22 protein-coding genes and 2 pseudogenes are annotated in these 26,993 nt (G+C 61.8%); 16 read left to right on the top strand and 8 right to left on the bottom strand.

Features of this window, described 5'->3' with window-relative positions:
* Window positions 1-64: 64 nt before the first annotated feature.
* The 4 genes from ACPQ6D_RS17015 to ACPQ6D_RS17000 are packed head-to-tail and all read left to right on the top strand — an operon-like array spanning window position 65 to window position 5,422.
* Window positions 65-883, top strand: a complete 819-nt coding sequence (locus tag ACPQ6D_RS17015; RefSeq protein WP_423225545.1) for a hypothetical protein — start codon at window positions 65-67, stop codon at window positions 881-883.
* Window positions 884-926: 43 nt separating this feature from the next.
* The gene (gene pth / locus ACPQ6D_RS17010) at window positions 927-1,502 is read left to right on the top strand and encodes an aminoacyl-tRNA hydrolase (protein WP_423225544.1); all 576 of its coding nucleotides are present in this window, start codon (window positions 927-929) and stop codon (window positions 1,500-1,502) included.
* A 15-nt stretch (window positions 1,503-1,517) separates the two neighbouring features.
* Entirely contained in the window at window positions 1,518-5,066 is a 3,549-nt protein-coding gene (gene mfd / locus ACPQ6D_RS17005; protein ID WP_423225543.1) for a transcription-repair coupling factor, read from the top strand.
* Window positions 5,063-5,422, top strand: coding sequence for a hypothetical protein (locus tag ACPQ6D_RS17000; protein ID WP_423225542.1), 360 nt, complete (start codon window positions 5,063-5,065; stop codon window positions 5,420-5,422). Before mfd ends, ACPQ6D_RS17000 begins: the two co-directional genes overlap by 4 nt.
* A 12-nt stretch (window positions 5,423-5,434) precedes the next feature.
* Here ACPQ6D_RS17000 and ACPQ6D_RS16995 read toward each other — a convergent pair whose 3' ends face one another.
* Window positions 5,435-7,354: a WD40 repeat domain-containing protein gene (locus ACPQ6D_RS16995; protein ID WP_423225541.1), complete on the bottom strand. Its 1,920-nt coding sequence runs from the start codon at window positions 7,352-7,354 to the stop codon at window positions 5,435-5,437.
* 967 nt (window positions 7,355-8,321) lie between these two features.
* Window positions 8,322-9,029, bottom strand: a pseudogene (locus tag ACPQ6D_RS16990) (hypothetical protein); the annotation flags it as partial.
* A 152-nt stretch (window positions 9,030-9,181) separates the two neighbouring features.
* On the opposite strand from ACPQ6D_RS16990, the gene ACPQ6D_RS16985 reads away from it, so the two are divergent.
* The 4 genes from ACPQ6D_RS16985 to ACPQ6D_RS16970 all read left to right on the top strand — a co-directional run bounded on the left by ACPQ6D_RS16985 (window position 9,182) and on the right by ACPQ6D_RS16970 (window position 11,987).
* On the top strand, window positions 9,182-9,619 hold the full coding sequence (locus ACPQ6D_RS16985; RefSeq protein WP_423225540.1) for a hypothetical protein: 438 nt from the start codon (window positions 9,182-9,184) through the stop codon (window positions 9,617-9,619).
* A gap of 211 nt (window positions 9,620-9,830) precedes the next feature.
* The gene (locus ACPQ6D_RS16980) at window positions 9,831-10,265 is read left to right on the top strand and encodes a hypothetical protein (RefSeq protein WP_423225539.1); all 435 of its coding nucleotides are present in this window, start codon (window positions 9,831-9,833) and stop codon (window positions 10,263-10,265) included.
* Window positions 10,266-10,326: 61 nt separating this feature from the next.
* On the top strand, window positions 10,327-11,154 hold the full coding sequence (locus tag ACPQ6D_RS16975; protein WP_423225538.1) for a hypothetical protein: 828 nt from the start codon (window positions 10,327-10,329) through the stop codon (window positions 11,152-11,154).
* Complete coding sequence (locus tag ACPQ6D_RS16970; RefSeq protein ID WP_423225537.1) at window positions 11,151-11,987, top strand: fibronectin type III domain-containing protein; 837 nt, start codon at window positions 11,151-11,153, stop codon at window positions 11,985-11,987. Before ACPQ6D_RS16975 ends, ACPQ6D_RS16970 begins: the two co-directional genes overlap by 4 nt.
* 178 nt (window positions 11,988-12,165) lie before the next feature.
* Here the strand turns inward: ACPQ6D_RS16970 and ACPQ6D_RS16965 are convergent, their stop codons facing one another.
* The 4 genes from ACPQ6D_RS16965 to ACPQ6D_RS16950 form a co-directional block, all read right to left on the bottom strand.
* Window positions 12,166-12,582 carry a toxin-antitoxin system TumE family protein gene (locus tag ACPQ6D_RS16965; RefSeq protein ID WP_423225536.1) on the bottom strand — a complete coding sequence of 139 codons (417 nt, stop codon included), beginning with the start codon at window positions 12,580-12,582 and terminating at the stop codon, window positions 12,166-12,168.
* On the bottom strand, window positions 12,557-12,859 hold the full coding sequence (locus tag ACPQ6D_RS16960; protein WP_423225535.1) for a hypothetical protein: 303 nt from the start codon (window positions 12,857-12,859) through the stop codon (window positions 12,557-12,559). The genes ACPQ6D_RS16965 and ACPQ6D_RS16960 overlap by 26 nt, the downstream gene beginning before the upstream one ends.
* A gap of 132 nt (window positions 12,860-12,991) precedes the next feature.
* Window positions 12,992-13,429: a toxin-antitoxin system TumE family protein gene (locus ACPQ6D_RS16955; RefSeq protein WP_423225534.1), complete on the bottom strand. Its 438-nt coding sequence runs from the start codon at window positions 13,427-13,429 to the stop codon at window positions 12,992-12,994.
* Window positions 13,404-13,700: a hypothetical protein gene (locus ACPQ6D_RS16950; protein ID WP_423225533.1), complete on the bottom strand. Its 297-nt coding sequence runs from the start codon at window positions 13,698-13,700 to the stop codon at window positions 13,404-13,406. The genes ACPQ6D_RS16955 and ACPQ6D_RS16950 overlap by 26 nt, the downstream gene beginning before the upstream one ends.
* 213 nt (window positions 13,701-13,913) lie before the next feature.
* Here ACPQ6D_RS16950 and ACPQ6D_RS16945 point away from each other — a divergent pair.
* The 5 genes and pseudogenes from ACPQ6D_RS16945 to ACPQ6D_RS16925 all read left to right on the top strand — a co-directional run.
* A pseudogene (locus ACPQ6D_RS16945) lies at window positions 13,914-14,507 on the top strand (SH3 domain-containing protein); the annotation flags it as partial.
* Between the two features lie 195 nt (window positions 14,508-14,702).
* On the top strand, window positions 14,703-15,254 hold the full coding sequence (locus tag ACPQ6D_RS16940) for a hypothetical protein (RefSeq protein ID WP_423225583.1): 552 nt from the start codon (window positions 14,703-14,705) through the stop codon (window positions 15,252-15,254).
* 141 nt (window positions 15,255-15,395) lie between these two features.
* Window positions 15,396-15,722 carry a helix-turn-helix domain-containing protein gene (locus ACPQ6D_RS16935; RefSeq protein WP_423225532.1) on the top strand — a complete coding sequence of 109 codons (327 nt, stop codon included), beginning with the start codon at window positions 15,396-15,398 and terminating at the stop codon, window positions 15,720-15,722.
* Entirely contained in the window at window positions 15,719-16,120 is a 402-nt protein-coding gene (locus ACPQ6D_RS16930) for a type II toxin-antitoxin system VapC family toxin (RefSeq protein ID WP_423225531.1), read from the top strand. The genes ACPQ6D_RS16935 and ACPQ6D_RS16930 overlap by 4 nt, the downstream gene beginning before the upstream one ends.
* 151 nt (window positions 16,121-16,271) lie before the next feature.
* Window positions 16,272-16,664 (top strand): GxxExxY protein, encoded by a 393-nt coding sequence (locus tag ACPQ6D_RS16925; protein ID WP_423225530.1) that lies wholly within the window; start codon window positions 16,272-16,274, stop codon window positions 16,662-16,664.
* Between the two features lie 237 nt (window positions 16,665-16,901).
* Here the strand turns inward: ACPQ6D_RS16925 and ACPQ6D_RS16920 are convergent, their stop codons facing one another.
* On the bottom strand, window positions 16,902-18,320 hold the full coding sequence (locus tag ACPQ6D_RS16920; RefSeq protein WP_423225529.1) for an ATP-binding protein: 1,419 nt from the start codon (window positions 18,318-18,320) through the stop codon (window positions 16,902-16,904).
* 4 nt (window positions 18,321-18,324) lie between these two features.
* The gene (locus tag ACPQ6D_RS16915) at window positions 18,325-19,743 is read right to left on the bottom strand and encodes a bifunctional folylpolyglutamate synthase/dihydrofolate synthase (protein ID WP_423225528.1); all 1,419 of its coding nucleotides are present in this window, start codon (window positions 19,741-19,743) and stop codon (window positions 18,325-18,327) included.
* Between the two features lie 67 nt (window positions 19,744-19,810).
* Between ACPQ6D_RS16915 and ACPQ6D_RS16910 the strand changes: the two genes are divergently transcribed.
* The 3 genes from ACPQ6D_RS16910 (at window position 19,811) to ACPQ6D_RS16900 (ending at window position 26,985) form a co-directional block, all read left to right on the top strand.
* The gene (locus ACPQ6D_RS16910; RefSeq protein ID WP_423225527.1) at window positions 19,811-22,567 is read left to right on the top strand and encodes an interleukin-like EMT inducer domain-containing protein; all 2,757 of its coding nucleotides are present in this window, start codon (window positions 19,811-19,813) and stop codon (window positions 22,565-22,567) included.
* 8 nt (window positions 22,568-22,575) lie between these two features.
* A complete protein-coding gene (locus ACPQ6D_RS16905; RefSeq protein ID WP_423225526.1) occupies window positions 22,576-23,625 on the top strand; it encodes a Gfo/Idh/MocA family protein in 1,050 nt (349 codons plus the stop codon).
* Window positions 23,626-23,748: 123 nt separating this feature from the next.
* Window positions 23,749-26,985, top strand: coding sequence for a two-component regulator propeller domain-containing protein (locus ACPQ6D_RS16900; protein WP_423225525.1), 3,237 nt, complete (start codon window positions 23,749-23,751; stop codon window positions 26,983-26,985).
* Window positions 26,986-26,993: the final 8 nt, after the last annotated feature.

Here is a 26,993-nt window from a genome sequence, read left to right as displayed (position 1 = left end):
GGCATTGTCATTCACGCTCGTGCGCAGAGTGCGTGGATAACTGATTTGGCGAAGGAAAACCTTTATGATTCGACCCCAGTGGCGGCTTGCCTGGGCGCGTATACTTGTCGGACTCTTGTTGATTGGCGTTCTGGTAGCGCCTGGTTTGGCGTTGGCCTGGCAAAGCGGGCAAGCGACCATCAGCTCGCCGCAGCCCTTCTCCACCCTGCGCGGCGTCATTTCGATCAACGGCACAGCCACTCATCCGGGCTTCCAGCGTTTCCAACTGTATTTCCGTTCTGAGAGTGTACCTGACGAATGGCACTTTATGTTCGAGCAGACCAACCAGGTGTCGAACGGCCTGCTGGGCACATGGGACACACGCGGCGTACCGGATGGCACCTATGCTCTGCGACTGCGGGTCGTACGCGTGGATGGCAACTATGACGAAAAGGAAATCAACGGTCTGCTGGTGGCGAACACCCGACCCCTGGATACCCCAACACCAGACGCTACGCCCACCGTGCCGGAGCCAGCCGCGCCCACGGCCACGCCGACCTCCCTTTTCACGCCGACGCCGGTGACGGTGGAGCAGCCTCAGATTGCCACGCCAACCCCGCGGGCCTCAGTTGTGGTCACGGCGACGGCTGTCATCAGCGGGACGATAACCCCGCGCACGACACCGAACAGTACAGGCACTGACACGACCGCCAACGGCGGGGACAGCGGCAGCCTGTTCGGCAGTCTGTTCAATCTAGGACAGATGCCCAGTTCGCTGAGCGCACAAGGTTTGACTGGCGCGTTTCTGCGCGGCGCACGGCTGGCGGTGGCGGCGTTCGCCTTCCTGGCTGCTTATCTCGTGCTCAAGTGGCTCATCCGCTGGCTGCTTGCCCGCCGGCAATAAGAAGCTCGTTTTCTGGGAGAAAACGGGTTTCTGAGAGTCATTCATGAACGAAGACCTCTTCCTGATCGTGGGCCTGGGCAATCCGGGTCCACGCTTTGCTCGCAATCGTCACAACGTCGGTTTCCAGGTCGTGGACTTGCTGGCGCAGCGCCATCACCTGGCATTTCAGCGCGCCGAGTTTCGCGCGGCCGTGGCAATGGGTACGATTGCCGAAAAGCGAATTCTGCTGGCCAAGCCACAGACCTTCATGAACCTGGTTGGTCAGGCCGTGGCGCCGTTGGCGCGTTTCTACAAAATTCCCATCCCCCAGGTTCTGGTGCTCTACGATGAGCTTGATCTACCCCTCGGTCGTTTGCGCTTCCGACCCGATGGCGGCGCCGGCGGTCACAACGGCATGAAATCGCTGATTGACAACCTGGGCACGCAAGGTTTTGCCCGTCTACGCATTGGCATTGACCGCCCTCCTGGCCGCATGGATCCGGCCGCTTACGTGCTGCAAGATTTCAGCGCCGATCAGGAAATTGAAATGGCCTTTTGTCGCCCCCGCGCGGCCGATGGCGTCGAGATTTGGCTGCGCGAGGGCATCGCCGCCGCCATGAACCGGTTCAACTCAGCCTGAAAGGGAGAAACGCGCATGCAACTTTCGGGCCTGCTGTCACTCGTCCGCGACATTCCAGCTTACGCCGCGCTGCGTCAACGCGTCGAAGATGGCTCTGCCCTTCCAACGATGGGAATCGTGCATGCGGCGCGTCCGTTTCTGGCCGCCGCGCTGACCGCTGACCTCGGACGTCCCACGCTCATACTGACGGCGCGCACCGAATTGGCGCGCCAGTTGGTTGACACTTTGCGCTGCTGGCTGCCAGAACCAGCATCCGTGCACCTCTTCGCCGATCCGGACGCGCTCCCGTATGAACGCGTGGCCTGGTCACGCGAAACCAGTCAGCAGCGTCTGAGCGCGTTGGTCGCTTTGACCCAAGCGCCGCGGCCGGGGGATGCGTCCGTGCATCCGCCGGTGATCGTAGCTTCGGCGCGCGCCCTGGCTCTGTTGACGCTGCCGCGGCGCGAGTTGGCCCTGGCCCTGCGCCCGCTGCGCAGCGGCCAAATGACCGATATGGCCGGGTTGCTTGAAAAATGGCTGGGTTGGGGCTACCAGCCGGCGACGGTGGTGGAAGAACCAGGCGCGTTCAGCCGCCGCGGGGGCATCGTGGACGTGTGGGCGCCTAACTTGCCCTGGCCTCTGCGCCTGGAGATGTTTGGCAACGAGATTGACAGCCTGCGCTTCTTCGATCCAGGCACGCAGCGCACCCTGCCCGCGGAACAAGGCGGCCGCGTGACTGAGGTTCTCCTCGGCCCGGCCAGCGAAGCCCTGCCGCGCTATGGCCCCGCGGCGCGCACGCGTCTCGAGGCGCTGGATCTGACGCCATGCCACGCGCCTGCACAGCATGACTTCGAACGCGAACGCGACCAGCTCCTCGGCGGCACGGGCTTCCGCGGCGTCGAATGGTACATCCCATGCCTCTACAGCCAGCCAGCCACGCTGCTCGACTATCTACCGGCCAACGGACTGATCTTGGTGGATGACGCCGCCGAACTGACGGCAACACTGTCGGACTTGCAGGCCCAGGCCGAGCAGCTGGCGCTTGACTTGACCCACGCCGGCGAACTTCCCCGTGGCGTCCCTCGCCCCTACGCGGCCGTGGATGACCTGCGGCTGCGTTTGCAAGCGCTGCACCCGGTGCAGCTCGGCTTCGGCGACCTGATGGGGCGGCCGGTCGCGCAAGGCGATGACCTGGCGCGCGCGTTTCTGCCGGCGCCGCACTTCGGCAGCAAGGTGCGCCGCGTGGTGGAAGAGGCGGAAGCCTGGCGCAAGGCCGGTCAGCGCACGGTGTTGATCACCCGCCAGTCCGCGCGGCTGGATGACCTGATGCGCGCGGCCGGCCAGGCGCCGATCCTGACCGAGGTCATTACAGACACGCCCCCGCCGGCCGTTTACCTGGCGCCGGGCAGTCTCAACGAAGGCTTTGTGCTGCGCAACGAAGATGAAGGCGGGTTGCGGCTGACGGTGCTGACCGACGCCGAGTTGTTCGGCATGGCGCGGCCGGCGCCGAAACGCGCCATGCGCGCGCGGGCCGTTGCGCCAGAGACTTTTTTTGCCGATCTGCGGCCTGGGGATTTAGTGGTGCACATGGAGCACGGCATCGCGCAGTTCCAGGGGCTGGCCAAGTTGGACATGGGTGGCGTGGCGCGTGAGTATTTACACCTCTCTTACGCGCAGGGCGACCGCCTTTACGTACCGGTGCACCAGGCAGATCGCCTCAGCCGCTATGTGGGCGGAGGGGATGGAGCGCCCATTCTGCACCGCCTGGGCACCGCCGACTGGGAGCATGTCAAACAGCGCACGCGACGGGCCGTGGCCGACATCGCTGACGAACTGCTCGATCTGTACGCCGCACGCGAGACGGTGGCCGGTCATGCCTTTGCGCCGGACAGCATGTGGCAGGATGAACTCGAAGGCTCCTTTCCCTACGTGGAGACCGAGGATCAACTGGCGGCGATTGAAGATGTCAAGCACGACATGGAACGCAGCCGGCCGATGGATCGGCTCATCTGCGGCGATGTGGGCTACGGCAAGACGGAAGTGGCGCTGCGCGCGGCCTTCAAGGCCATCATGGACGGCAAGCAGGTGGCGGTGCTGGTGCCGACGACCGTCCTGGCGCAGCAGCACTTCACCAACTTCAGCCAGCGCCTGCGCTCGTTCCCGGTCCACGTGGCCATGCTCAGCCGTTTTCTCACCGCGGGCGAACAGGACAAAGTCATTGACGGGCTGCTGAAAGGCAGCGTTGACCTGGTGGTCGGTACGCACCGTCTGTTGAGCCAGGATGTGACGTTCAAAGACCTGGGATTGCTCATCATTGATGAGGAACAGCGCTTCGGCGTGACGCACAAAGAGCGTCTGAAACAAATGCGCACCGAGGTGGATGTGCTGACGCTGACCGCGACGCCGATTCCGCGCACGCTGCACATGAGCCTGACCGGGGTGCGCGACCTGAGCACGATTGACACCCCGCCGGAGGAGCGCCTGCCCATCAAGACGACGCTGGCCGAGTATGATGAGCAGCTCATCCGCCAGGCCATCCTGCGCGAGCTGGACCGCGGCGGGCAGGTCTACTTTGTACACAACCGGGTGCTGGGCATCGAGCAGTTGGCGCAGCGCGTGCAGCACATCGTGCCCGAAGCGCGCATCGGCATCGGCCATGGGCAGATGCCAGAGCGCCAGTTGGAGCAGGTGATGCTCGACTTTGCCAACGGCGAACGCGATGTGCTGGTGTGCACCACCATCATCGAGAGCGGCCTGGACATTCCCAACGTCAACACGATCATCATCAATCGGGCCGATCATTTCGGCCTGGCGCAGCTTTACCAGCTGCGTGGGCGCGTGGGACGCAGCGCGGTGCGTGCGTATGCCTACTTGCTTTATGACCGCGGCGCCACGCTGTCGTTGATTGCAAAGCGCCGGCTGGAAGCCATCCTGGAGGCCAGCGAGCTCGGCGCCGGCTTTCGCATCGCCATGCACGATCTGGAGATTCGCGGCGCGGGCGAGATCCTGGGCGCACGCCAGCACGGCCACATGACGGCCGTCGGCTTTGATCTATACACGCGGCTGTTGGCGCAGGCGGTGGATGACGCCCGCGCTCAGCGCCAAATGGAAGTGGGCACGGATGGGCAGCGGCGGCGAAACGCCCTAACCGACGCGCTGGCGCCCGCCGTAACCCTGGATTTGCCGTTGGAAGCGCGGCTCCCCGATGATTACGTCACCGACGCCGGCCTGCGCCTGCGACTCTACCGCCGGCTTGCCAGCCTGGCCGACCTGAACGCCATCAGCGACTTCCGCCAGGAGCTGAGCGATCGTTTCGGCGCGCCGCCGGCGGCCGTTGACAGCCTGCTCTACCAGGTGCGAGTCAAGGCGTTAGCGACGCAGGCAGGCGTCACCAGCATCGCCGTGGAAGAGCAGCGTCTGATCATCAAGGCGCCGTGGGTGGAAAGCGCCGACGGCCGGGCGCTGCAGCAGAAGCTAGGCCCGCCAGCGCGTGTGATCAAGGACGCCGTCTGGCTGCCGCTGAACGCGCCGGATTGGCAGGCGCTGCTCGCGCGGGTGTTGGAGGGGATGGGAGGGGAGCGATGACAGATCGTGAATTCTTGGAAACCCGGCTCAAGACGCTGCAAAGCCTGACCAGCGCGGCCGCGGTGCTCAAGGGCGGCGGGGCCAGCGGCTTGCAGAACAAATTGCATACAGCCTGGGAGGCCGAACAACGGCTGCTGACGCGCATCCTGGCCGAGCCGGGCGACCTCGTGCAGACGATCGGCGCCTGGCAAACACGCACGCAGGCGTTTGTCGCCAAGAATCCGGGGCGCGAGGGGTGGAGCGATGCGCAGGGTCATGCCTGGAACGCGTCCCAGGTCCTCGCGCTGCTGAGTGACCTGCAGCAGCGGCTGGAAGCGCTGAAGCTGCCAGAGGAGTTTGAGGAGGAGGGGGAGTAGGGCAGTAGGCGATCACGCAGCGAATTCTACTGCGCCGAGTTGTTTGAGCATGCGGATTTCCGCATCGGTCAGGCCCGTCACGCCCGTGATGTTCAGACCATCGTAGGGCCGCGGACTGTGGATCTCCTGCACGACTTGACCGGTCTCGATATCCCAGATGCGCACCGTCTCTGTGTGACTGCCCCCGGCCAGCCGGCGCCCATCGGGGCTGAAGGCAATGGCTGGGACGCGGGTCTCACCCTGCAGCGTGCGCACCAGGGCGCCGCTGTCGGCATCCCACAGACGCGCCGTTTCGTCATAGCTGGCGCTGGCGAGCAGCCTGACGTGTGGATGAAAGGCCAGGGCCACAATCAGATCACTGTGTGCATCCCAGGTCCGGATGCAGGCTCCAGTTTCGATATCCCACAGTCGCACGATGCCGTCGTGGCTGCCGCTTGCCAGGTGACCGTCACGAGAATCGAAGGCCAGCGCCCAAACAGCCACGCCTACTTGCCAGGTGCGCGCGACCAGTTGCGTCGCCAGATCCCATAGACGAATCACGCCATCGTCATCACTGCTGGCGAGCCAGCGATCATCACCAGAAAAGGCCAGTCCGCGCACGGAGTTGGTGTGTTGCGGCAGCGATGCCAACCGGCCGGTGTGCAAATCCCACAAACAGATATTGCTATCTTCGCCGCCGCTGGCAATCAAGCGTCCATCGTGTGTCCAAACGACACTTGCCACCTGCTGCGTATGCTGGCGATGGGACAGCAGCTGCCGGCCATCCTGCGTATCCCACACGCGGACGGTCTTGTCGTTCCCCACACTGGCCAGTTGGCTGCCATCGGGGCTGAAGGCAATCATCTGCACCCAGCCGGTGTGGCCAGTCAGATCATGCAGACATCGGCTCTGATCGAGATCCCAGATGCGAATGTGCCCATCACTGCCTGCAGTCGCCAGCCGCGGGCGCTGAGGGTGCCAGGTCACGGTCCAAGTGCGATCGCTGCGCCCTTGCAGGATCTGTACGCGCTGCGGGCCACGTATGTCCCACACGTGGACAGACTGGTCCTGGCTGCCCACGTAGAGCAGGGGCGCGTCGGGAGCAAAGGCCAATCCCTCAATCACATCGTGGTGACCCTCGAAGAGACGGTACGGTGCATAGTTGTCTATGCGCCAGATGCGCACGCGGCGGTCGTAACTGCCGCTGGCGAGCCAGGCGCCGTCCGGGCTAAAGGCCACACTGCGCACCTCAGCGTCGTGGTCAGCGAAGATATGCAGGCAGGCGCCATCGCGCACATCCCACAGCCGCACTGTTTTGTCATCGCTGCCGCTGGCCAGGAGGTGTTCGTTGGTGGGATGAAAGGCCAGCGGCAAGACGCAGCCATCATGCCCCGTCAGGGTACGCAAACACGCGCCGGTCGCCACATCCCACAGTCTGATCGTCTTGTCGTAACTACAGCTCGCGAGCCAGAGACCGCGTGCACTGAAGCGAGCGGAATAGACCACATCTTCGTGTCCGACCAGGGTGCGCAAGAGTTGGCCATCCGCGACGCGCCACACGCGTGCCGTCTCATCGCTGCTGGCGCTTACGAGCAGGCTTCCGTCGGGACTGAAGGCGACCGAACGCACACGGTTCTCATGCCCGACCAGGCTACGCACGCAATCGCCCGTGCGAACATCCCACAGACGAATCGTTTTGTCGCTGCTGGCGCTGGCAAGCAGCCCGCCGTCGGGGCTGAAAGTCACCGAACGTACCCAATCATTATGACCTTTGAGGGTTAACAGACGCTTGAAGTCCCGGCAGCGCCAAAGGTAGATGTCACCGCTGTCCGCGCCAGCCGCCAACAACGCGCCGTCTGGACTGAGCCCGAGAGCAGCCACGCTGGAAAAGGCCTCCGTAAACACGGTCTCGCGCAGGTCTGCGCCCGCCAGGTTGACCTCGTGCAGATCCACGCCCTGCAGGAAGGCGCCAGATACTCACTTGGGAAAAATCGGCGCCGGTGAGATCATCCCCGATGTGTCGGAGGAGATTGAGGCTGTTGCCAGCCGTGTAGCCAGGCAGTCCTGTGCCGCGCTCCATCGTTACGAGGTCAACCAGGCGCTGCGCCATGCCCCGTTGCGGCCATGCGTGGCGCAGGCGGTCGGCTAAGGGAGCAGCCATGAAGCGTTCCTGGCCGAGGCGTTTGTACTCCCTGGCCGTAGGGTTGAGCAAGGGAAGGCGCCGAAAATAGTCAACCTGACCCTTCACAATCTCATCACCCAGGGTCCGTACCAGGCGGTCGGTGACATATTCCAGTACGATATCCTGCAGAAAAAAGCCAGCGGCGTCCTTTTCCACCAGGTGGCGGCGCAGTAAGGAACTAAGGGTCGTCCAGACATCGTTGATGGGTTGATGGGGCAGAAGATGATCTGCCAGGTAGTCCAGGGACAGCGCCGTGCGCTCGAGCGCCAGCCAGTGTATGACATCCTGCTCGCTGGCCGATAGGCGAACGACGTGTTGGTCAAGGAGGTCATTGACGTCCTCGAAGGCGAAGCGATCCCCGGTCAGAAAATGGCCCAACCGACCCGCGTAGAGGTCACGGATTGGCGCGGCCGTTAATTGCAGCATTAAGGGATTGCCGGCATAGTGCCTGACGAGGGCTTCCCAGTCGGCGTCGCTGCCGATGAGCTGCGAGCCTTTCAGAATGTCCTGGGCATCAGCGACGCTGATCCCTTTCAGCGACAGAGACTCAACACGCGCCGATGGACTTTCCCAACGCGCCATGTCCCGCAGCTTTTCGCGACTGACCACGATCAGACAACTCTGATGCTCGGTTTCGGCCACGGCCTGAACCAGATCCCCATAGGCGGCATAGACGTCGCGGAAGTAACCGGCCGGTTTGCCCGGGCGCATGACAGCTTCGAGTTTATCGAAGATGAGCAGGCAGCGCTGCTGGCGGAAATAGGTCAGCAGCCGGTCAATACGGCCGGCCGTGGTTGCTGGCAGGTCGGTATCGCGATAGTCCGAAAGGAAATGGATGCACTTGGTGAGCACTTCATCCAAAGGGGGGCCGTCTTGCAAGAGCACCCATTGCGTGGCGTCGAACAGCGGCGCCACACCCAACGTCGCCTTTTTGGTCAAGAAGGTCTTGCCGACGCCGCCCAGGCCGAAGACGCCGCATAGGCGGCTGCGGTCGGTTTGCAGGATGCGACGCAACTGCACCAGTTCTAACTCACGCCCCACGAACCGGGCCACATCCGATGAGCGGCCCCAATCGGTGCGGCCGGCGGGCTTGGCCGAACGAGGCGGCTGCTGCGCCGGCGCCGGCTGAGCGAGCGCAGGCAGCACGAGGTCAGGATGTGAATGGTCGGCCAGAGTCAGCAGCGTGCGTAAGTCAGGCCGCAACGATTCCCGTGCCAGGCCAGCGTCCTGGGCCAGATCGGCCAATGCCTGCACCAGGCCTTCGACATCCTGCTGACGCGCGACGGGCTGGCCCTGGCGCCATTTGGCGATGGAAGCGCCGCCGCGTTTGCCGAGGGTCTGGCCGATGATCTCTTGCAGGTCCTCGATCGCAGGACCGCCCGCGTCTTTGATTTGCCACAGAAGGTTGGTCAGCAGGTTACCGAAGCGTTTCCAGTCAGCAGGCATGGGATCTCCTGTCGGGCGAAATTCCCAGGAAAAATTTCCGACATTCCGAGTGTTGGATGTGTTACGCTGTGAAGGATGGCGTAGACTCAGTTTATCCGTTTCGCCTCAATACGTCAAGTCGGTTTGCTGAGAAAAGACCACAGGAGGGCATCGTGAACCTGAACGTACATTCATCCACGCCCGTTGTCGTGTGCGCCGTCGGCTTGGTTGCAGCCTTTTTCCTGCCCTGGATCCGAATTTTTGGCGTCGGCATATCTGGGTACAACCTCGGTCAGCTCGATTCGTACGGCAACTATGCCTGGATCATTCCCATCGTGGCTGGGATTACGATAGTGCTCAGCTTCATTGAAGTCGACAATCGCGCCGTAGGCGCCGTGGCTGGCATTATTCCGCTCGGCGCCATACTCTATGCCCTTGTGAGGGTCGGTCTCGACGGAGGCATCGAAGCGATGAAGGTCGCGCTGCAGTTGGCATGGCAAGCCTTTTCGATTGGCGCCTGGCTCACAATCGTCTTTGGCATCGCGATCATCGTGGCTGCGCTTGTGCAAACGCCAGCAGGCGCCCGCGAAAGCCAGGCGTCCAACGCCTGACAACCGGCCATGAGCCACGATGGCTTCCATGCTTAGCGATGGGAGGTGAGCGATGATGAAGAGAGGTTGGATTGCCAGGATTAGCGGTGGGGCTGCGTTTGTATGCCTTGCGGTCATCCTGAGCGCGTGCGCCAGCGCCAGAACTCATCCGGCGCAAGACGTTGTACGCCGCATGTACGACGCCCTATCAAAAAACGATCGTGACGCGTACATGGACGCTATCCTGCCCGAAAATCGCCAGCGGGGCGGCTATCCGCTGGGGCTGCTGGATGCCTTCTCGTTCTTAATCGGGCCTGTCAGGCTTGAGCCGTCCAAGCTGACAGGTTTCACCGTGAAAGATCTGAAAGTAGACCTGGTCAGCAGCCGAGACGATTACGCCCTGGTGCAGGCCAGCGGAAAGGTGCGTTACCCCATCGTCGCCCTGGAGCTGAACTTTTGCGACCAACACGACGTACGCCGCAGCCAGGACGGCAACTGGTATGTGGATATCTATGCCAGCGAACGCGCGGAGCGGTTACAGCGCATCCAGGTCAGGTTGCAGCAGGAATTGGCGCAGACGCCGGGTGGCTCAGGCGGAGCCGATCCATTCAGCCTGCTCCAAAACCTGGGGCCGATGATGGAGAAGGTGCTCGATCTGTGCGAGTGAATTGAATGAGCGTTGGACGAGCAACGCGGCAGTCCATTCCGAACCTAGAAGGGGCAATTACATGAGTTTCCATTTGCTACGTCGTCCGTTGAGCTGGATCATCCTCCTAATTTTGACCCTGGCAGCCTTGAGTTTCAGCGGCCGTCCGGCTGCACCGGCAAGCGGCGACAACGCCATCCGCCTGGCCGCGCCATCCTTCGTCGCCATTGCCAACGCGCAGGAAGAAGGCGATGCGCCCACCGCCTTTCCGCAGGATGAGGCCGGCATTTCTGCGTATTTTCACGCCAGCAATGCCATCAACCTGAGCGATGTGCGTGGCATCTATAGCGTGATCGAAGCAGAAACATCGGACTATCTCATCGGCGCCGTACCGCCAGCCAACTACCCGGAGCGCTTCGATGTCCATGTCTACATCCATCGCAGCGGCTGGTTCCTGGCGTACTACCTGGCGGCCGACCCGGCCGCCAAGATCTTCGACTGGAATGCCTATACCAGCGGCTCGATTCCCACCTTGCTCGAAAACGTCCTGGCGGTCGCGGCCAATGCCGCGGGCGTCTCGTACCCAGGCGCGGCCTACTACGACTTCCGCTTTCCCAATGCCAATCGCCTCTTGCTGGCGGCTGAAGATAATCGCAATGGGAGTCAATTCCAGGTCAATCTGCCCGGAAGCTATGCGTATTATGAAAGGAGCTGGTCGCTGCGACGCGTAGAGTATAACGCGGCGCACCTCAAGCTTGATGGCGTGGAAATCGCGACCACGTATGACTATGCCGATGGCGCATTGACGGCGTCGCAGTTACTTCCCGATCGGTATCATACATTCGAAGTGACTAACGACAGCAACTACTTGGCTTACGCTGGCCTTGCCCTCGTGTATCGGGTGCCATGATGAACGCGCGTTATCGGATAATCCTGCTCCTGCTCTGTTTGTTGGTGTTGCCGCTCGCCTTGCCCGTGCGCAGCCAGAGCGGCATCATTGTGAACAATGCCGATGCCGTGCGTGAAACCGGCGCCAGCCTCGATCCCAACCTGGGTGCGGTTGCCTCGACAGTTCGTTCGCACATCGTGCTGCAGGCGGCTAATGCGGGGCGGCATGAAGCCATCGGCGCGCTGCCATCAGCACTGAACTCGTTGTTCACGCAGGTGAGTCGGCGCATCGTGCTGCAGGCGGCCAATGCGGCTCGACATGAAACTATCGGCGTTTTGCCGGCTGACCTGCAAGCCCGTTTCAACCAGGTGTCCCGGCGCATCGTGCTGCAGGCGGCCAACGCCCTGCGCCACGCCAGCCTGGCCACGCCCGATGGCTCACTGCAGGCGCTCTTCGCCCAGGTCGCGGAGCGCATCATCCTGCAGTCGGCCAACGCCGGGCGGCGGGAGACCCTCGTCTTTCCGCGCGAGATCATTGGCGACACGGCGCCGCCGCAGATCAGCAACGTCGTGGTGACGCGCGTGGGCGCCAGCATCCGCGTCACCTGGACGACCAACGAGTTCGCCAACAGCACCGTTCTGTACGGAACGCAATCGGGCAGCTATCCGCAGTCGGTGACGAATCCTCTATTCGACAGGCAGCACGAGATCAATCTGACTGGCCTGCGTGCGGGGACAACCTACTACCTACGTGTGCGCAGTGCAGACTTGAGCGGGAACACGGCGACTGGGGCAGAGCGCAGTATCGTCGCAGGAGGCGGCGTGTATCTGCCGTATGTCGCGCGGCGGCGGTAGGGTTTGGATCACGAAGACGCGAAGTGACGCGAAGATCGCGAAGCGCGAAGTCCACGAAGCATTCCCCGCCGTGCTTCGTGGATTTCGCGCGCCATCTTTCCAACGGTTGGAGCGCGGAAACTCCTCTCGATGGCGGTTGCAGGCAGCCTACAAGCCGACAGTGAGCGGCCTTAAGTTTCTAAGACGTCAGCGCCAGGATCTCGGCGATCAGAAAGGGTAGATTGGGTTGCGAGAAGCTGAGGCCTGGGGCAGGCACACGGTGGTGCTTGATGTCCGGCGGCAGGTGTTTGTGGTGCGGATGGGTGCTGGCAAGTGCGGGGTCATTGGGATGTGGCTGCGAGTCGTACCAGTAGAGCAGCTCGTGACCACGCCAGGCTTCATAGCCATAGCTCTTGATCTGGCCTGTGGGAGCAAACGACAACATTTCACGCACAATCAGGCGTAGGCCGTTGTGACACTCAATAGCGCCATTGAGCGTCGCGGCCGTGGCGCCTCGGCGGGCGACTACCAGCGTGCTGCGAGCGATACCCGGATTGTGCTGCGGCAACGTGTAAATGAAAATCTCGTACTCAGGCAGAGATTGCAACGGGTTCATGACGAGCGGTACGTTCCATGAGTTGTGACAGGCTGGCTACTTTGGCCTCGTGCAAGAGCTGTTCGACGCTGCGGCGATACCAGCTCAAGCGTTCCTGCAATATCTCGTACGAACCGGCCCATTGACTCCAGTCCAGAACCCAGGCCGAATCAGCCGGCTCTTCACCATCCTGGTAGGCCGCGTAGAAGATTTCGGTGGGAATTCCATATTTGCGTTCGAAAACCAGAATGTCTTCGCGCATGGCATGAATGTCACGCAAAACATCGTCCAATGTCATGGTCCCACCCCCTCAGCAAGTGTTGTCAGGCTTGCATTATAACCGAAATCCGCCGGCCTGCCAAAGCCCTTCGACAGGCTATTCCAGTTGGTGCGAATTCCAACATCGGCCAAGCCGTCACGCCGGTGATGTTCAACCCGTCGTCGGGTCGCGGGCTGCCAGCGCCAAGATCTCGGCGATCAGAAAGGGTAGATTGGGTTGCGAGAAGTTGAGGCCTGGGGCAGGCACGCGGTGATGCTTGATGTCCGGCGGCAGGTGTTTATGGTGCGGATGGGTGCCGGCCAGGGTGGGATCGTTGGGATGCGGCTGCGAGTCGTACCAGTAGAGCTTATCACCGCCAAGCCACACTTCGTAGCTATAGGCCTCGATGGTGACAGCACCAGCGTCCCAGGTGAGGCGTTCATAGACGGAGAGGCGGCATCCTCCCATTAGAGTGACATCGCCGGTGAGTTCGGCGAACAGGCGACCCCGCTGGGCCACAACCAACGTCGAGCGAGTAATCCGAGATTCGCTTCGCTGCAGCGAATAGATGTAGAGTTCGTAATCACGCAAGGACCGGAATGGGTTCATGGCGCGCGGTTCTCTGAATCACGTCAATGATAGACCGTGTCTCGGCCAGAAAGAAATGTAGCGTTGTCTGATATTGGTCGCGTCGTCGCAGCCAAAGCCGGTACGCGCTGGCCCAGGCCGTCCAATCACGAACCCATGAGTCATCCGGCGGTTCTTCGCCGTTGGCGTAGGCTTCATAGAAGGTTTCGGACAAAACGCCGTATTTGCGCTCATAGGTGCGCATGTCGTCTTCCAAAGCATAAATATCTTGCATGATATCGTCCAATGTCATGATCTCACCCCCATAAGCACACTGCGATCCGGCCTGCATTATAGCCGAAATCCACCGGCTTGCCAAAGCCCACTGGCAGTGCAACCTGAATTGAGTTGGTTCCGCTTGGACAGCCTATGTTGGCAGGTGGCTGTGGTTCGAGTATAATGCTCCCGAATGATCGCCAAGAGTACCACCTGATGAAGGTGGCAACGGCGCATTTGGAGCAGCAACATGGGCAACAATCGCACTGTGCCTTTATGGATTTGTGTGTGGTTTGGCATTCTGCTTGCTCTGCTGACCGCACCCTCAGCCGTTCAATCGGTGCGGTCAGTTCAAACTCCGCCGACTCCTGTCCTCCAAAGCCCACACGCAAAATCATCCGCTACAGTGAAGGCCAACGCTAACCTACGCTCTGGGCCAGGCACAGACTACCCTAGAATTGGCAACGTCAAGGCTGGCCAGACTATCGAGATCGTAGCCCGCAACCCGGCAGGCAACTGGTACCAACTAGCGAACGGTGCCTGGATTTTCGGCAACTTGGTGGTCGGCACGCCCAACGTTCCGGAGGCCGTGAGCATTCCCGCGCCACCGGCCGCTGCACCGAATCCAGCCTCAGCCGCGCCAGCAACGACCCCGCCATCCACCAAGCCCGCGGACGGACCGCCGCAGGTAGCGGTTAAGGTGAGAACCAACGCTAACCTGCGGACTGGCCCTGGGACTAACTATCCCATCGTAGGTGTCGCTAAGTCTGGACAAGCGCTGACCATCATTGGGCGAAACTCAACTGGCACTTGGTATCAGACTGCCAACGGGACCTGGATATTTGGCGATTTGCTCAATAGCGCGCCGAGGGTACCGGTGGTAACGGATGTTCCAACTGCAACAGAAGTAGCATCTACACCAGCGATGGCGACACGGACGTCCACGGCGGGAGGGACCGGCACAGGTATTGGCAGGGTTGAACGCGCCGATTCATTAGAATGCAGTCTTGACTCTCCGCTCGCTTGCATAGATTGGCTATTGGGCGAACCCGCCCGCCGCAACACTTTCTTAGGCGGCCTGAGCCTGTGGATCGCTGCACTTGTGTTAATGGTGGCAGGCAGACGTTGGCGTTGGGTCATGCACTGCATCCTTGTGACGGTTCTGCTTCTTCCGATCGGCTGGCTCGTCACCATCCTGTCCGGCTTGCTGCAACTGGCTGACCCAGATGGCTCAACTTCCCCGCGCGAATTGCTTCAGAATTTCGTCAATTTGGAGTCAGTGCAGACTACGATAGGAATTGTCTTTTTGGTGCTCACCGCAGTGAGCATTTTGGGCGGTATCATAGTCTTCGGGATACTCGCCATCGTTTATCCCATCTTCCTGGCGCTACTGCCTGGCCCTGACTACCTGCCGCCATCGTCCTATCCTCTGTTGAGCCATCCAGACCATGCAACATCTGGCGAATTGAGCGACAACCGCCCAGACTATGACCCGTACTCAAGCTACCCCGATACGAGGAGTGATGACAATTCCGACGACGATGACCGAAGAAGCGGAAGCATCTGGGATGGATGGCTGTTCAAGTGGTAACAACTTTGGGTATGACGTGGGACGAGCGTGGGATAACCTGTGGGATTTTGTGGGATACGTGTGGGATAAGGCCGCCTATCCCACACGGACGACGGGTGAAAAGAGGCAGGCAGTCAGGGGTTCTTCCTGATGGAGGGGTTGATGCCAACCGTCACCGTGCGCGAAGCCACTCGTATTCTCGGCTTAAGCCAGTCAACCGTTGATCGCCTCATTAACGCAGGGATTTTGCGCGCAAAACGCAAGACGCCTGCTCCAAGAAGCCCGTGGTTGGTAGAGCTTGAAAGCATTCGGGCTTACCTGGCGTGGCAACAAAACCAGAGAACGCTCCTCAATCCATCCTCCCCATCAGTCGTCCGTGCTGAGCGGGTGCACGCGCTGCACGGCAAATATGCGTTTGTGCCAACCAGCAGCGAAGGATTTGCCCAGCGCAAGCACGCGGAATTGACGCTTGAGGAAGCCACCCCATGAGGATCGTCCTGGATGCCTGTGCTGCCATCGCCTATTTGCGCGGCGAAGCGGGATCAGATATCGTGAAAGATTACCTATTGGATGAAACGAACACGTGTCTGATGCATGTCATATACTTATGTGAAGTATACTATGATTTCCTAAAAGCAGCCGATGAAAAAACAGCCCAAGAAGCGATCCGCGATATCGAGTCTATTGATGTGGTCAGCAGGGATGACCTGGACAGGGCGTTTTGGTTGGGCGTAGGCCAACTGAAGGCCAACCACAAGTTGTCACTGGCCGATTGTTTTGCAGTGATACTGGCGCAGCGCATGCAAGCCACCCTGCTCACCTCTGATCATCGAGAATTCGACCCTCTCGCCGCGAAATCTGTCTGTCAAATGGCGTTCTTGCGCTAAGATCGGCCTTGGGATCAGACCAAACACTCCTCTGTCTCAGCCTGGGAACGATCTGGATCAAGACAAGGTAAACAGGATCAACAACAGCCCGCAGCCATTTTGTTCATCCTGTTCATCTTACCGAAAAATCTTACATCACTGCGAGGGTGCCATGACAGAGAGGATTCCAGCGGAGCTCAGCGATATGGTGATCGGCTGTGCATTCCGAGTTCACAACGAACTTGGGGAAGGGTTTTTGGAAAGAGTCTACGAGAACGCCCTGCTAATTGAATTGAAAGAAGCTGGGCTGGCAGTTCGACAACAAGTGCCTATCTCTGTGATCTACCGAGGACGACCCGTGGGCGAGTATTATGCTGACTTGCTGGTAGAAAACAAATTGGTTCTCGAAATCAAGGCTGTCCAACAACTTCTCAAAGAACATGAAGTGCAACTGGTTCACTATCTGACCGCAACCAGCATCGAAGATGGACTGTTAATCAACTTCGGACATTCAGTAGAAATAAAGCACAAATACCGCACCTTCCGGCCAAAGAAGGTGATTTGACAGGATTCACAGGATTAACAGGATTGATAGGATCAAACGGTCGAAATCCTGTGAATCCTGTTAATCCTGTCTAAAAAAGCCGCAATGGACAGGATTCACAGGATTAACAGGATCGCACAGTCGAAATCCTGTGAATCCTGTTAATCCTGTCTAAAACAAAACCGCAATGGACAGGACTCACAGGATTAACAGGATCAAACAGTCGAAAACCTGCAAATCGTGTCTAAAGAATCTTACCTACTTCAAGATGTAGTACGTCGCGCGCTTTTCGCCGACGCGCAGCAGGATGCCCTGATCCACCAGGTCGGCCAGGTCGCGGCGCAGGGTCTCCGCGCTGACCTCTGGCTCCAAACCCTGGTAATCGCTGTTGGTGATGCGGCCGCGCTGCGCAAGGAACTGCAAGGCCTTCTCCTGCCGTGGATTGAAATTGAGGCCGCGCCAGCGCACGGCCGGCGTCTCGCTGGCGGCGGGCGCAGGCGCCGAGATCATCTCCCCGCCATTGCGCAGCGTCACTTCGAAGCCGGCCGCCGTCTCGGTGAACTGCGGCGGCGGCAGGCCATGTTCGCGCATGACGCGCACCATGCGATCCATGCCGTAGCCCAGGCGCTCGCTGAAGCCCATGTCCGACAAAATCTGCACGATGGCCTCGTTGCGGCTGTAACGTTCAGCCAGCAGGTTGGCCAGGGTGACGTGGCCCGGCAGCCGTCCCGGCGAGTAGACCTGCAGGCGATCGCTGAACATGAGAAGTCTGATGCCCTCGCCTCGCGCGGCGTAGTCGCGATGCGCCACGGCGTTGACCAGCGCCTCGCGCACGACGGAGATCGGATATTCCAGCATCTCCTCGCGCGCCAGGCCGCGGATGCGATTACTGCGCCGCATGTGGTCACTGACAAAAGCCTCGGCCAGGCGCACCTGCTGCGGTAGCGCGCCGCGAATGTCCTGGCGTACGAACTCATCACTCATGTCCGCGCCCTGGTAACGCACGGCGATCACCTCGGCGGAGCGTAGAAAACGCTGCGGATCGCGGCCGAAGAGGAGGATGCCGGCCACCGTCGGCGCCAGCATGCCGCCGATCTCCAGCAGGCAGCCGCGGCTCAACAGCACCTCTTCCATCGTCTCCGCGGCCAGTCCTGACAGCGCTTGCACATACGCGCGCACGCGCGCGGAATCCAGGTCATCCAGGCGCGCGCCGGGCACGGCCGATGCCTCGAAGCCGGCGCTGCCCGGATCCCGCTGCAGCAGCAGGCGGCGCAGTTCCTCGGTGGTCAGCGGCCGATTCTGGGCTGCCATCCGCGTCCAGAAGACGCCGCGCACGCTGTACACATGTGGCAAGCCCGGCGGTACGCTGATGACCGCCGCCAGGCCGCCTGGCAGCGTCAGCAGTTCGGGCAGGGGCAGGATCAACGGCGGCTGCGCGAGGAGGCAAGCGGCCTGCGTCAGGTCAGCCAGGGAATCAGGGCTGGCGTTGGCCGGCGCCAGCACAACCAGACCGCCATGATCGTTGGCCAGGGCCACCAGTGTGGCGGCTAGTTCTGCAGCGTCCGGCGGTTCGTTGAACACCGCCAAATCATCAGCCGCGCCGCGCTGCAGCAGCGACTCGGCGTCGGCTGCAGTGTGGCTGGCCTGGCGGCGCATAATGAGTGAAGGCGCGTTCATCGGTTCACAGCTCCAACGCCTCGGCTTCGAAAACCCAATCAGCCGGCGCAAAATGATCGGCGTGGCGCCGCGCCCAGGCTTCACGCCCTTCAGCGGCAATGAAGAGCGAGCCGGCAAAACAGATCACATCCACAGGCGCGGCCCAGTCCAACGCCCGCGCCAGGGCCGCGTCTACCGTCGGCGCCGTCGTAACATCACCTTTCGCAGCCATGATCTCACCCGCCAGCTCCGCCAGCTTCTGCGGCGCAAACGCACGCGGATGCTGCGCCTGCGTGCAGACGAGCAGATCAGTGACCGGCAGCAGCTCACGTAACATGCCTGAGACATCCTTGTCCAGCGACGCGCCCAAAATCAACCCCAGGCGGCCGCCTTGCTGGCGTTTGACCGCATCCAGCATCCCGGCCAGCTTCTGCGCCGAGTCCACGTTGTGCGCCCCATCCGCAATGACCGTCGGCCACTCCGCAGCCTCCGATCCCCGTTCTCCAACCGGCGTCAAGGTTTCGAACCGCGCGGGCCAGCGAGCTGCAGCCAGGCCATTTCGGATCGCCTCCTCGCCGATAAGCGCGCCCTGGGCGTCGAGCGTGCGCGCAATCACGACCGCCAGCGCAGCGTTGACCACCTGGTGCGCGCCAGCCAATGGGATGATGAAGCCGGGCGTCTCCGGCGAAGGCGGGCCTGCGCGCGGCTGCACCCAAAACGCCGGCCCGGCGGCTTTCCAAATCCATTCACGCCCCAAGAGCAGCAGGGGCGCCTGGCGTTCGTGGCACGTGGCTTCGATGACGGCCAGGGCCTCCGGCGCCTGCGGCGCGCACACCAGCGGCACGCCTGGCTTGATGATGCCGGCCTTCTCGTGAGCAATCTGCGTCAAGGTGTTGCCAAGAACCGCCATGTGATCGTAGCTCAAGGAGGTGATGGCCGTGATGTCTGGCTGCACCACGTTCGTCGAATCGAGGCGGCCGCCCAGACCTACTTCGAGCACGGCCCACTGCACGCCCTGCTGGGCAAAATGAGTGCAAGCCAACGCGGTAATCAGCTCGAACGTGGTGACGCCAGGAATGTGCTCGAAGGCTGGGCGGCAGCGCGCAACCAACGCCGCCAACTCGGCGCGGCTGATCAGTGCGCCATTGACCCGCATGCGTTCACGAAACGTGTGCAGATGGGGCGACGTATACAAGCCCGTGCGGTAGCCGGCCGCGCGCAGGATGGACTCTGTGAAGGCGCAGACAGAGCCTTTGCCTTTGGTGCCTGCGACGTGTACAATATGAAAATGCTGCTGTGGATTCCCCAAGTCGGCCAACAAGGCCCGCATGCGTTCCAGGTTGAGCGTGGACGCGGAATAGTCAAAGCGCGGCTGGCGCTCAAAATTGACGCGACCGAAAATGGTGTGCAGTGCGTCGAGATAGGCTGGATCGTGGTCGTTCATGGCGGCGCTATTGTACTCTAGCGAGCGCGAAAGGCAAAGCGTGCAACGCGTGATGGATACAAGACCAGTGAAAAGAGGATTTCGGTTTCTGCGCGCAACCGAGATCCTCCAACGCCACCCTCACGTGGTCGCGCTCGCCGGCTTCACCCTGCTGAGCCTGCTGCTGACCTGGCCGCTGCTTCCGCACCTGACCACCCACGTCCCTGGCGACGGTATTGACGATCCTGCGCTGGCCTGGAACCTCTGGTGGGTGAAGTACGCCGCGATTGATCGCCAACTGAACCTGTTCGACTGCCGCTGGATGTTCTACCCAATCGGCATCAACCTGGCGTTTTACACCCTGACCGTGCTCAACGGCCTGCTGGCCGCGCCGCTGCAAACGGCCGCCTCGGTGATCGTCGCCAACAACGTGCTGCTGCTCTCCTCCTTCGTGCTCAGCGGGTATGGCGCCTTTTTGCTGGCACGCGCGGTGCAACGCCGGCCGCAGGCTGGTTTCTGGCCGGCGTTCGGGGCCGGCATCATCTACGCTTTTGCCTCCAGCAAGCTCTTCTACGCCGCGCTCGGTCAAGCCAACATCGCCAGTTCACAGTGGATTCCCTTCTGCGCGCTTTACCTGGTGCGCCTGGGACGGGCTGGCACGCTGCGCCAGACGCTGCGCGACGGCGCGCTGGCCGGTCTTTTCCTGGCTCTGCAACTGTGGGCAGAGATGACCTTCGCCAGTTTCTTGCTCATTCTGGTCGGGCTGTTCGGCATCCAGTGGGTGGTCGCCGCGGTGACCGCGCCGCGCGGGCGCGCCTGGCTGGCGCCGCGGCTGGGCGGGTTGGCAGCCCTGGCCGTCGTGGCTGCGCTCAGCGCGCTGCCCCTGCTGGCCGCCATGCTGCCCGATCTGCGCGCCGAAGGCGACTTCTTCGGCAGCGGCGGCGGTTTTGCCGACATCTTCTCAGCCGACCTGGCCGGCTTTGTACAGCCAACGCAGCTCCACCCGCTGCTGGGCGCGGCCGCGCGCGCCGCCTCGTTTCCGCACGACAAGGGCCAACACATCTACCCCGGTCTTTCGGTGCTGGCGCTGGCGCTGCTGGGCGCCTGGCGCGGTCAACACCGACGCGAGATGCGTTTCTGGGCGCTGGCTGCGCTCGCTTTCTTTCTGCTGACGCTAGGCCCTACCCTGCGCATCGCCGGGCATGACACCGGCATCGGCGGCCCCTTTGGGCTGCTGGCGCGGCTGCCGTTTTTCAACGGCAATCGCTACCCCAGTCGCTTCAGCGTCATGCTGATGCTCAGCCTGGCGGTGCTGGCGGCGGAAGGGCTGGCTGTGTTCGCCCGCCGCCTGGCAACCAGCAGCGGGCGCAAGACCGCGTGGATGGTGGTCTGCCTGCTGCTGATCCTGTTCGAGCATCTGTCTGCGCCGCTGCCGTTGACCAACCTGGCGCAGATACCGGCTGTCTACAAGGAGGTGGCGGCAGCGCCAGGCGATTTCACGCTGTTGGAGCTTCCCCTGGGCTGGCGTAACGGGGCGCGCGTGTTGGGTAAGCAGGACGAGCTGATCATGAGGCAGCAGTGGTACCAAACCGTGCACCACAAACGACTGCTGGGCGGTAACACCTCGCGCAATCCGGCTTTCAAGTTTCAATACTTCAGCCAGGCGCCGGTGCTTAGCACCCTCCTCGCGCTGACCAACGCTGCTGACCAGCCTGCGCACGCGCGCTTGCGCAGCCTCTTTGCCGATCCCACCGCCTGGCAGCTGCTGCTGGCGCAAGATCGCCGCGCCGCGCCTGCGGTTCTGCGCCAATTTGACATTCGCTTCATTACCGTGCACGAGGCCTACGCTCCCCCGGCCCTGATTACTTATGTCGAGTCCGTGTTGCCGGTCAGTCTGCTGACTGCACGCGACGGCGTGCGCCTGTATGCCGTGACGAACACAGAGGCAGCCGAACCGGCCAATGTGGCATTGACATCGCCGATCGGCACACTCTACCTGGGTGAAGGCTGGAATGGCTGGCTGCAGCCGCCGCTTCTGGGCGACGCCTGGCAGGGTGAAACGCCGGACGCGGTGTGGGCTGAGCGCACTCGCAGTCGGCTGCTGCTGCCATTGCCCGGCAAGGTCAACCTGACGTTGGAGGCCAAAGCCGCCGGCCCAGGGCAAACCGTGCGCGTCAGCGTCAACGGCTGGCAATCGCCTGCGCTGCCGCTGGCGCCCACCTGGCAAACGCTGACGCTGGAAATTCCTGCCCGTACGGGCCTCAATGATGTCATTCTCGAATTTGGCGAACTGTACCCCTTACGGTTAGAATCAGAGCCGCCCGCTGTGATTGGGGCGACCGGGGTGCGTGCGCCTCTGCCGATTTTTGTCGAGAGCGCGGGCGAAGAGAGCGGCGATTTTGCCCACATCTGGGTCAATGGCCGCGATGCCGTTGTCACGCCTGGCGAACCGGGCTACTATGTGGCCATCATCGAGCCGGTGAAGGGCGAGGTGGAGAGTGTGCGTCGCTTCAACACGCTGAACGACCCGACTGCATCGAGCGCGCTGGCCGCGTTCATACGAGATACGCCGATCGGGCGCATCGTGGTTGCGGCCGCGGCCGACGAAGCCTCGCTGGCGTTAGGCGCAGACGCGGTGAACGCGCTACACGAAATCGGCGCCGCGGGCGATTTGCGCGGGGGCTTTCGCTGGGGTCACGCCGTCATCGGCGTCAAAGGCGCGCAGCCTGGTCAGGCAATCGAAGCAATGGGCGCAGTGCAGCCGGCGACTGCGGCAGTCGGCGGCGCCTGGCGCAGCCCGCGGGCGGCCGCGGCCTTACGCCGTGTCGCGTGGGCATTGCCCTGAGGTAACACATGAACGAATCAACCGTGCGCATCGCCCTGGTCGGCTGCGGCTACTGGGGTCCGAACCTGGCGCGCAACCTGAGCCAGGTCAATAACGGACGCCTGGTCGTGTGCGCTGACAGCGACCCGCAGGCGCTGGCGCGTATGCAGCGCCAGTACCCCCACGTCGAGATGACCACCGACAGCGCGGCGCTGCTGCGGCGCGCAGACATTGATGCGGTGGTGTTGGCAACGCCGGCGCGCACACATGCCGGCCTGGCGCTGGCCGCCTTGGCCGCGGGCAAGCATGTCTTCGTTGAGAAGCCGCTGGCGATGACCGTGGCCGACGCCGAGCAGATGGTGGCCGCGGGTCGTGCGGCTGGACGTATCTTGATGGTGGGGCATGTGTTCGAGTATCACCCGGCCCTGCGCCACATCAAAATGCTGCTCGACCAGGGCGAGCTGGGCGATTTGTACTATCTGTACAGCACGCGCGTCAACCTGGGCCGCGTGCAGGCAGACATCAATGCGCTGTGGAGCATCGCCCCGCATGATGTTTCGATCATGCTGCACCTGGTTGGCAGATTGCCGCAGCAGGTGAGCGCGCACGGCAAGGCCTTTCTTGGCGGCAGTGTAGAAGATGTTGTCTTCGTCACGCTCGATTTTGCCAACGGCGCCCTGGGGCACATTCATGCCAGTTGGCTCGATCCCAGCAAGACGCGGCAGTTGACCGTCGTCGGCAGCCGCCGCATGGTCGTATACGACGACGTTGCGTCTGAAGGCAAGGTCAAGATCTACGACAAAGGCGTCTATCGCAAGAGCGAGGCGGGTTATGGGGAGTACCAGGTGAAGGTGCACTCCGGCGACATAACGATTCCCCGCCTCGATATGACCGAGCCGCTGCAGTTGGAGTGTCAGCACTTCGTAGACTGCATCTGCCAGGGGCGCACACCGCTAACTGACGGCGTAAACGGCCTACAGGTGGTCAGCGTACTGGCGGCCGCGCAGCAGTCTCTGGATGCGGGCGGGGTCAACGTGGTCGTGGCGCCGCCAGACACACAGGCGCCGGCTGGGCCTTAGGCCGGGCGACGGGTATCATTTCTCACTGGGCGTCGCAGCCCATGCCCCCGATTCAATCCGACCGTTGTCATGTCTCATGACCAACATCGCAGACCCAACTGGCCCGTGTCAGGAGGCATCCTCATGCACCGAACAAGCGCGTTCATTCTGGCTTTCATCACGCTGGCGGCGATTTGTACGGCGACTGTCTTCCCAGCCGCCGCGCAGACGTCGTATTCACCCTGGCGCACCTTCACCACGGACGATGGTTTGGCTACGAACGAGGGTTACGCGTTGATCCAGGACCAGGCTGGCGACATCTGGCTGGCAACAGACGCGGGCGTGAGCCGTTTCAACGGCAGCTGGCGCACCTACACCACGGCCAACGGGCTGATTTCTAACCGGGTGCGCGCAATCACCCAAAGTCGGGACATGCGTTCCATTTGGTTTGCCACGCTGAACGGCGTCAGCCACCTGACCATCGGCGCAGACGGAGGTGAATCGTGGCAATCGTTCGACGCGACGAGCGGACTCCTCAACAACAATGTGCGCGCGGTGCTGGCTGCGTCTGACGGCAGCATGTGGTTTGGCACAGCCGAGGGAATATCAATTCTAGCTGTTCATGCCAACGGCGCCAATGAGTGGGCGCAGATGACCGTCAAGGATGGCTTGCCCCCTGGCCAGGTCACCGCGCTGCTGCAAGACACCACCGGCGCAATTTGGGCTGGCACAATGGCTGGCGTGGCTCGTTTTGATGGTCAACGCTGGAGCCAGGTGACCCCTGGCAACGGGATGACCCTGACGCGGATCAATGCCATGCTGCAGGATCGTGCAGGCGACCTCTGGTTTGCCACCCAAGACAGCGGCGTTCTGCGCCGGTCGGATGTGGATGAAAGCTGGCAGCAATATGGAACCGCGGACGGCCTGCCAGACGCAAACATCTGGTCTATTTGGCAGGATGCGCAGGGCGACTATTGGTTTGGCGCTAATTTTGGGGGCGTGGCCCGTTTCTCTCCAGGCAACGAGGAGGGACAAGCGTGGTCGGTTTTCAATGCCAGCAACAGCGGCCTGATTGCCAACTCAGTGCGCGCGATCTGGGAAGACCCCGTGAACAGCAACCTGTGGTTTGCCACGACGGCCGGGCTGACTCGCTACGATTGGCGACAGTGGCGCGACGGTGGGCTGGAGGCCACAACCAATGGCGCCCGTGTGTTTGCGCTGGCGGAGGACGCGGACGACCTGCTGTGGGCCGGCACGGACACAGCGGGGCTGTTCGTCCTCGACCGCACCGATGGGAATGGGGGTAACTGGCTGCCGGTCAGCGTGAGCGACGATCCTGATAAGCCAGCCGATTTCGTGACATCGCTGCACTTCGATCACCAGGGGCGCTTGTGGGTCGGCACCAACGGCGATGGCCTTTATGTGCGCGACGAAGATCAATGGCGCGCAATCACGGAAACGGCCGTGCTGAACGATGCGACGATCATCTCGATGGCCGAACAAGAGGATGGCACGCTGTGGTTTGGCACGTTCAACGGTTTGGTGCAGCGGCGCCCCGGGTCGGGCGCAGAACCGGCGGCATGGCGCGTGTTTGCAACGGCTGATGGGCTGCCGAGCGCGCGTATACAAGCCATGTTTGTGGACAGCAGGAATCAGTTGTGGATTGGTACGGACCAAGGGGCCGGCGTCCTGCGCAGCGCTGGCTGGAAGACGTTTTCGGCGCAGAACTCTCCCTTGCCCGCGAATGACGTCCGTGCGCTCATGGAAGATGGAAACGGCAACCTGTGGATCGGCACCTGGGCAAGCGGCATTGGGCGACTAGAACCTGACGCGGGGGAATGGAGCGTGCTGACCACTACTGAGGGGCTGGTTTCTAACGGCATTGTCGCCCTGATGCGGGATCAATCTGGCGCGATGTGGGTAGGCACCGAGGGCGGCATCAGCCGTTTCGACGGCAACACCTGGCAGAGATACCAGGAAAACGATGGACTGGCCGGCGGTATTGTCACCACCATGCATCAGGACCACCAGGGAATCTACTGGTTAGCCACGGTGGACGGCCTCAGGCGCTATCAGCCAGAGACCCGTCCGCCGTGGGTGCGTGTGTCTGCCGTCAATTCCAAGCCTGTGAACCACAGCCCCATCAGCCTGACCTCGAGAGACGAAGTAACGGTTGATTTCACGGGCGGCGATCACGAGACGCCTCCAGAAAGCATCCTGTTCCAGGTGCGCCTGCTGCCGGGCATGCCCGATTGGCAGACCACCCGCAACCAGCGCATGCGCTTTGGCAGCCTGGCGGTCGGCGCCTACACAGTCCAGGTGCGCACGCGTGACGACGCTATGAACTATTCGCCGGTGGCGCAAACGGAGCTGACCGTTGTGCAGCCGCCCGTGGAAGTGACGCTGCCCATCGTGGGTACGGTCCTACTCTCCAATGTGATCTACGGCTCGGTCATGGTGGGCATTGTGCTCATCAGCAGCGGCCTGGGCATTGGCTCCTGGCTGCGCGTACGGCGTCGGCCGCGTCAGGCGCTGCAGCGCAAATTCAATCCGTACGTGTCTGGCGAGCCAGTCCGGCGGGATGATCTCTTCTTCGGTCGCAATGAACAACTCAAGCGCATCTTGACTATTTTGCACCGCAACAGTGTGATGATTCACGGCGAGCGGCGCATTGGCAAAACCAGTCTGCTGTTCCATTTGGCCAATCGTTTGCGCGAGTCCAACGACCCTGACTGCGTCTTCATCCCCGTGTTGGTTGACCTGGAAGGCACACCCGAGCCTGAATTCTTTCACCGGGTGATGGAGGCAGTCTTCGAGACGCTGCCGGCCGCCGACCGCGACAAACTGGGGCTGGTTTTTCAGCCTTCGGTCAGCAGCTACTCTGCCCGCGACATGCGCCGCGATTTGCGGCTGATCATCGGCCACCTGCAGGAGCAGACGGACAAGACCATCCGGCTCATCTTGCTGTTGGACGAAGTGGATGTGATGAACGATTACGATCAACTGACTCAGCAGCAGTTGCGCGGTATCTTCATGGAGCAATTTGCGCAAAACCTCGGCGCGGTGGTGGCTGGTGTGCGCATCAGCAAAGCCTGGGATCGGCCAGAAAGTCCCTGGTACAATCTGTTCAACGAAATCGAACTGGCGCCGTTTGGACGGGATGATGCCGTGGCCCTGCTGCAAGAGCCAGTCAAGGGGATCTACCGCTGGGACCAGGATGCCCTGGAGTTCGTCATTGCGCATGCCAACGGCCGCCCGTATCGGATTCAGCAGTACGGGCTGGAGGCGGTCAATCACATGTTCGAGGCTAAACGCACGACGATCAAGCTCGCCGATGTCGAAGCTGCGCACGAGGCCATCCTGCGCATGTCAGAAACATAGGGCAAAGC

It is taken from the genome of Candidatus Amarolinea aalborgensis (assembly GCF_900491745.1).
In the GTDB taxonomy this organism is placed as follows: Bacteria; Chloroflexota; Anaerolineae; order SSC4; family Amarolineaceae; genus Amarolinea; species Amarolinea aalborgensis.
This window is presented reverse-complemented; position numbering and strand designations above follow the sequence as displayed.

What these genes read in the sequence shown, in the direction of transcription:
- ACPQ6D_RS17015 (WP_423225545.1), top strand. Translation starts at nt 65, where the DNA reads ATGATTCGACCCCAGTGGCGGCTTGCCTGGGCGCGTATACTTGTCGGA.
- pth (WP_423225544.1), top strand. Translation starts at nt 927, where the DNA reads ATGAACGAAGACCTCTTCCTGATCGTGGGCCTGGGCAATCCGGGTCCA.
- mfd (WP_423225543.1), top strand. Translation starts at nt 1,518, where the DNA reads ATGCAACTTTCGGGCCTGCTGTCACTCGTCCGCGACATTCCAGCTTAC.
- ACPQ6D_RS17000 (WP_423225542.1), top strand. Translation starts at nt 5,063, where the DNA reads ATGACAGATCGTGAATTCTTGGAAACCCGGCTCAAGACGCTGCAAAGC.
- ACPQ6D_RS16980 (WP_423225539.1), top strand. Translation starts at nt 9,831, where the DNA reads ATGGACGCTATCCTGCCCGAAAATCGCCAGCGGGGCGGCTATCCGCTG.
- ACPQ6D_RS16975 (WP_423225538.1), top strand. Translation starts at nt 10,327, where the DNA reads ATGAGTTTCCATTTGCTACGTCGTCCGTTGAGCTGGATCATCCTCCTA.
- ACPQ6D_RS16970 (WP_423225537.1), top strand. Translation starts at nt 11,151, where the DNA reads ATGATGAACGCGCGTTATCGGATAATCCTGCTCCTGCTCTGTTTGTTG.
- ACPQ6D_RS16965 (WP_423225536.1), bottom strand. Translation starts at nt 12,582, where the DNA reads ATGAACCCGTTGCAATCTCTGCCTGAGTACGAGATTTTCATTTACACG.
- ACPQ6D_RS16960 (WP_423225535.1), bottom strand. Translation starts at nt 12,859, where the DNA reads ATGACATTGGACGATGTTTTGCGTGACATTCATGCCATGCGCGAAGAC.
- ACPQ6D_RS16955 (WP_423225534.1), bottom strand. Translation starts at nt 13,429, where the DNA reads ATGAACCCATTCCGGTCCTTGCGTGATTACGAACTCTACATCTATTCG.
- ACPQ6D_RS16950 (WP_423225533.1), bottom strand. Translation starts at nt 13,700, where the DNA reads ATGACATTGGACGATATCATGCAAGATATTTATGCTTTGGAAGACGAC.
- ACPQ6D_RS16935 (WP_423225532.1), top strand. Translation starts at nt 15,396, where the DNA reads ATGCCAACCGTCACCGTGCGCGAAGCCACTCGTATTCTCGGCTTAAGC.
- ACPQ6D_RS16930 (WP_423225531.1), top strand. Translation starts at nt 15,719, where the DNA reads ATGAGGATCGTCCTGGATGCCTGTGCTGCCATCGCCTATTTGCGCGGC.
- ACPQ6D_RS16925 (WP_423225530.1), top strand. Translation starts at nt 16,272, where the DNA reads ATGACAGAGAGGATTCCAGCGGAGCTCAGCGATATGGTGATCGGCTGT.
- ACPQ6D_RS16920 (WP_423225529.1), bottom strand. Translation starts at nt 18,320, where the DNA reads ATGAACGCGCCTTCACTCATTATGCGCCGCCAGGCCAGCCACACTGCA.
- ACPQ6D_RS16915 (WP_423225528.1), bottom strand. Translation starts at nt 19,743, where the DNA reads ATGAACGACCACGATCCAGCCTATCTCGACGCACTGCACACCATTTTC.
- ACPQ6D_RS16905 (WP_423225526.1), top strand. Translation starts at nt 22,576, where the DNA reads ATGAACGAATCAACCGTGCGCATCGCCCTGGTCGGCTGCGGCTACTGG.
- ACPQ6D_RS16900 (WP_423225525.1), top strand. Translation starts at nt 23,749, where the DNA reads ATGCACCGAACAAGCGCGTTCATTCTGGCTTTCATCACGCTGGCGGCG.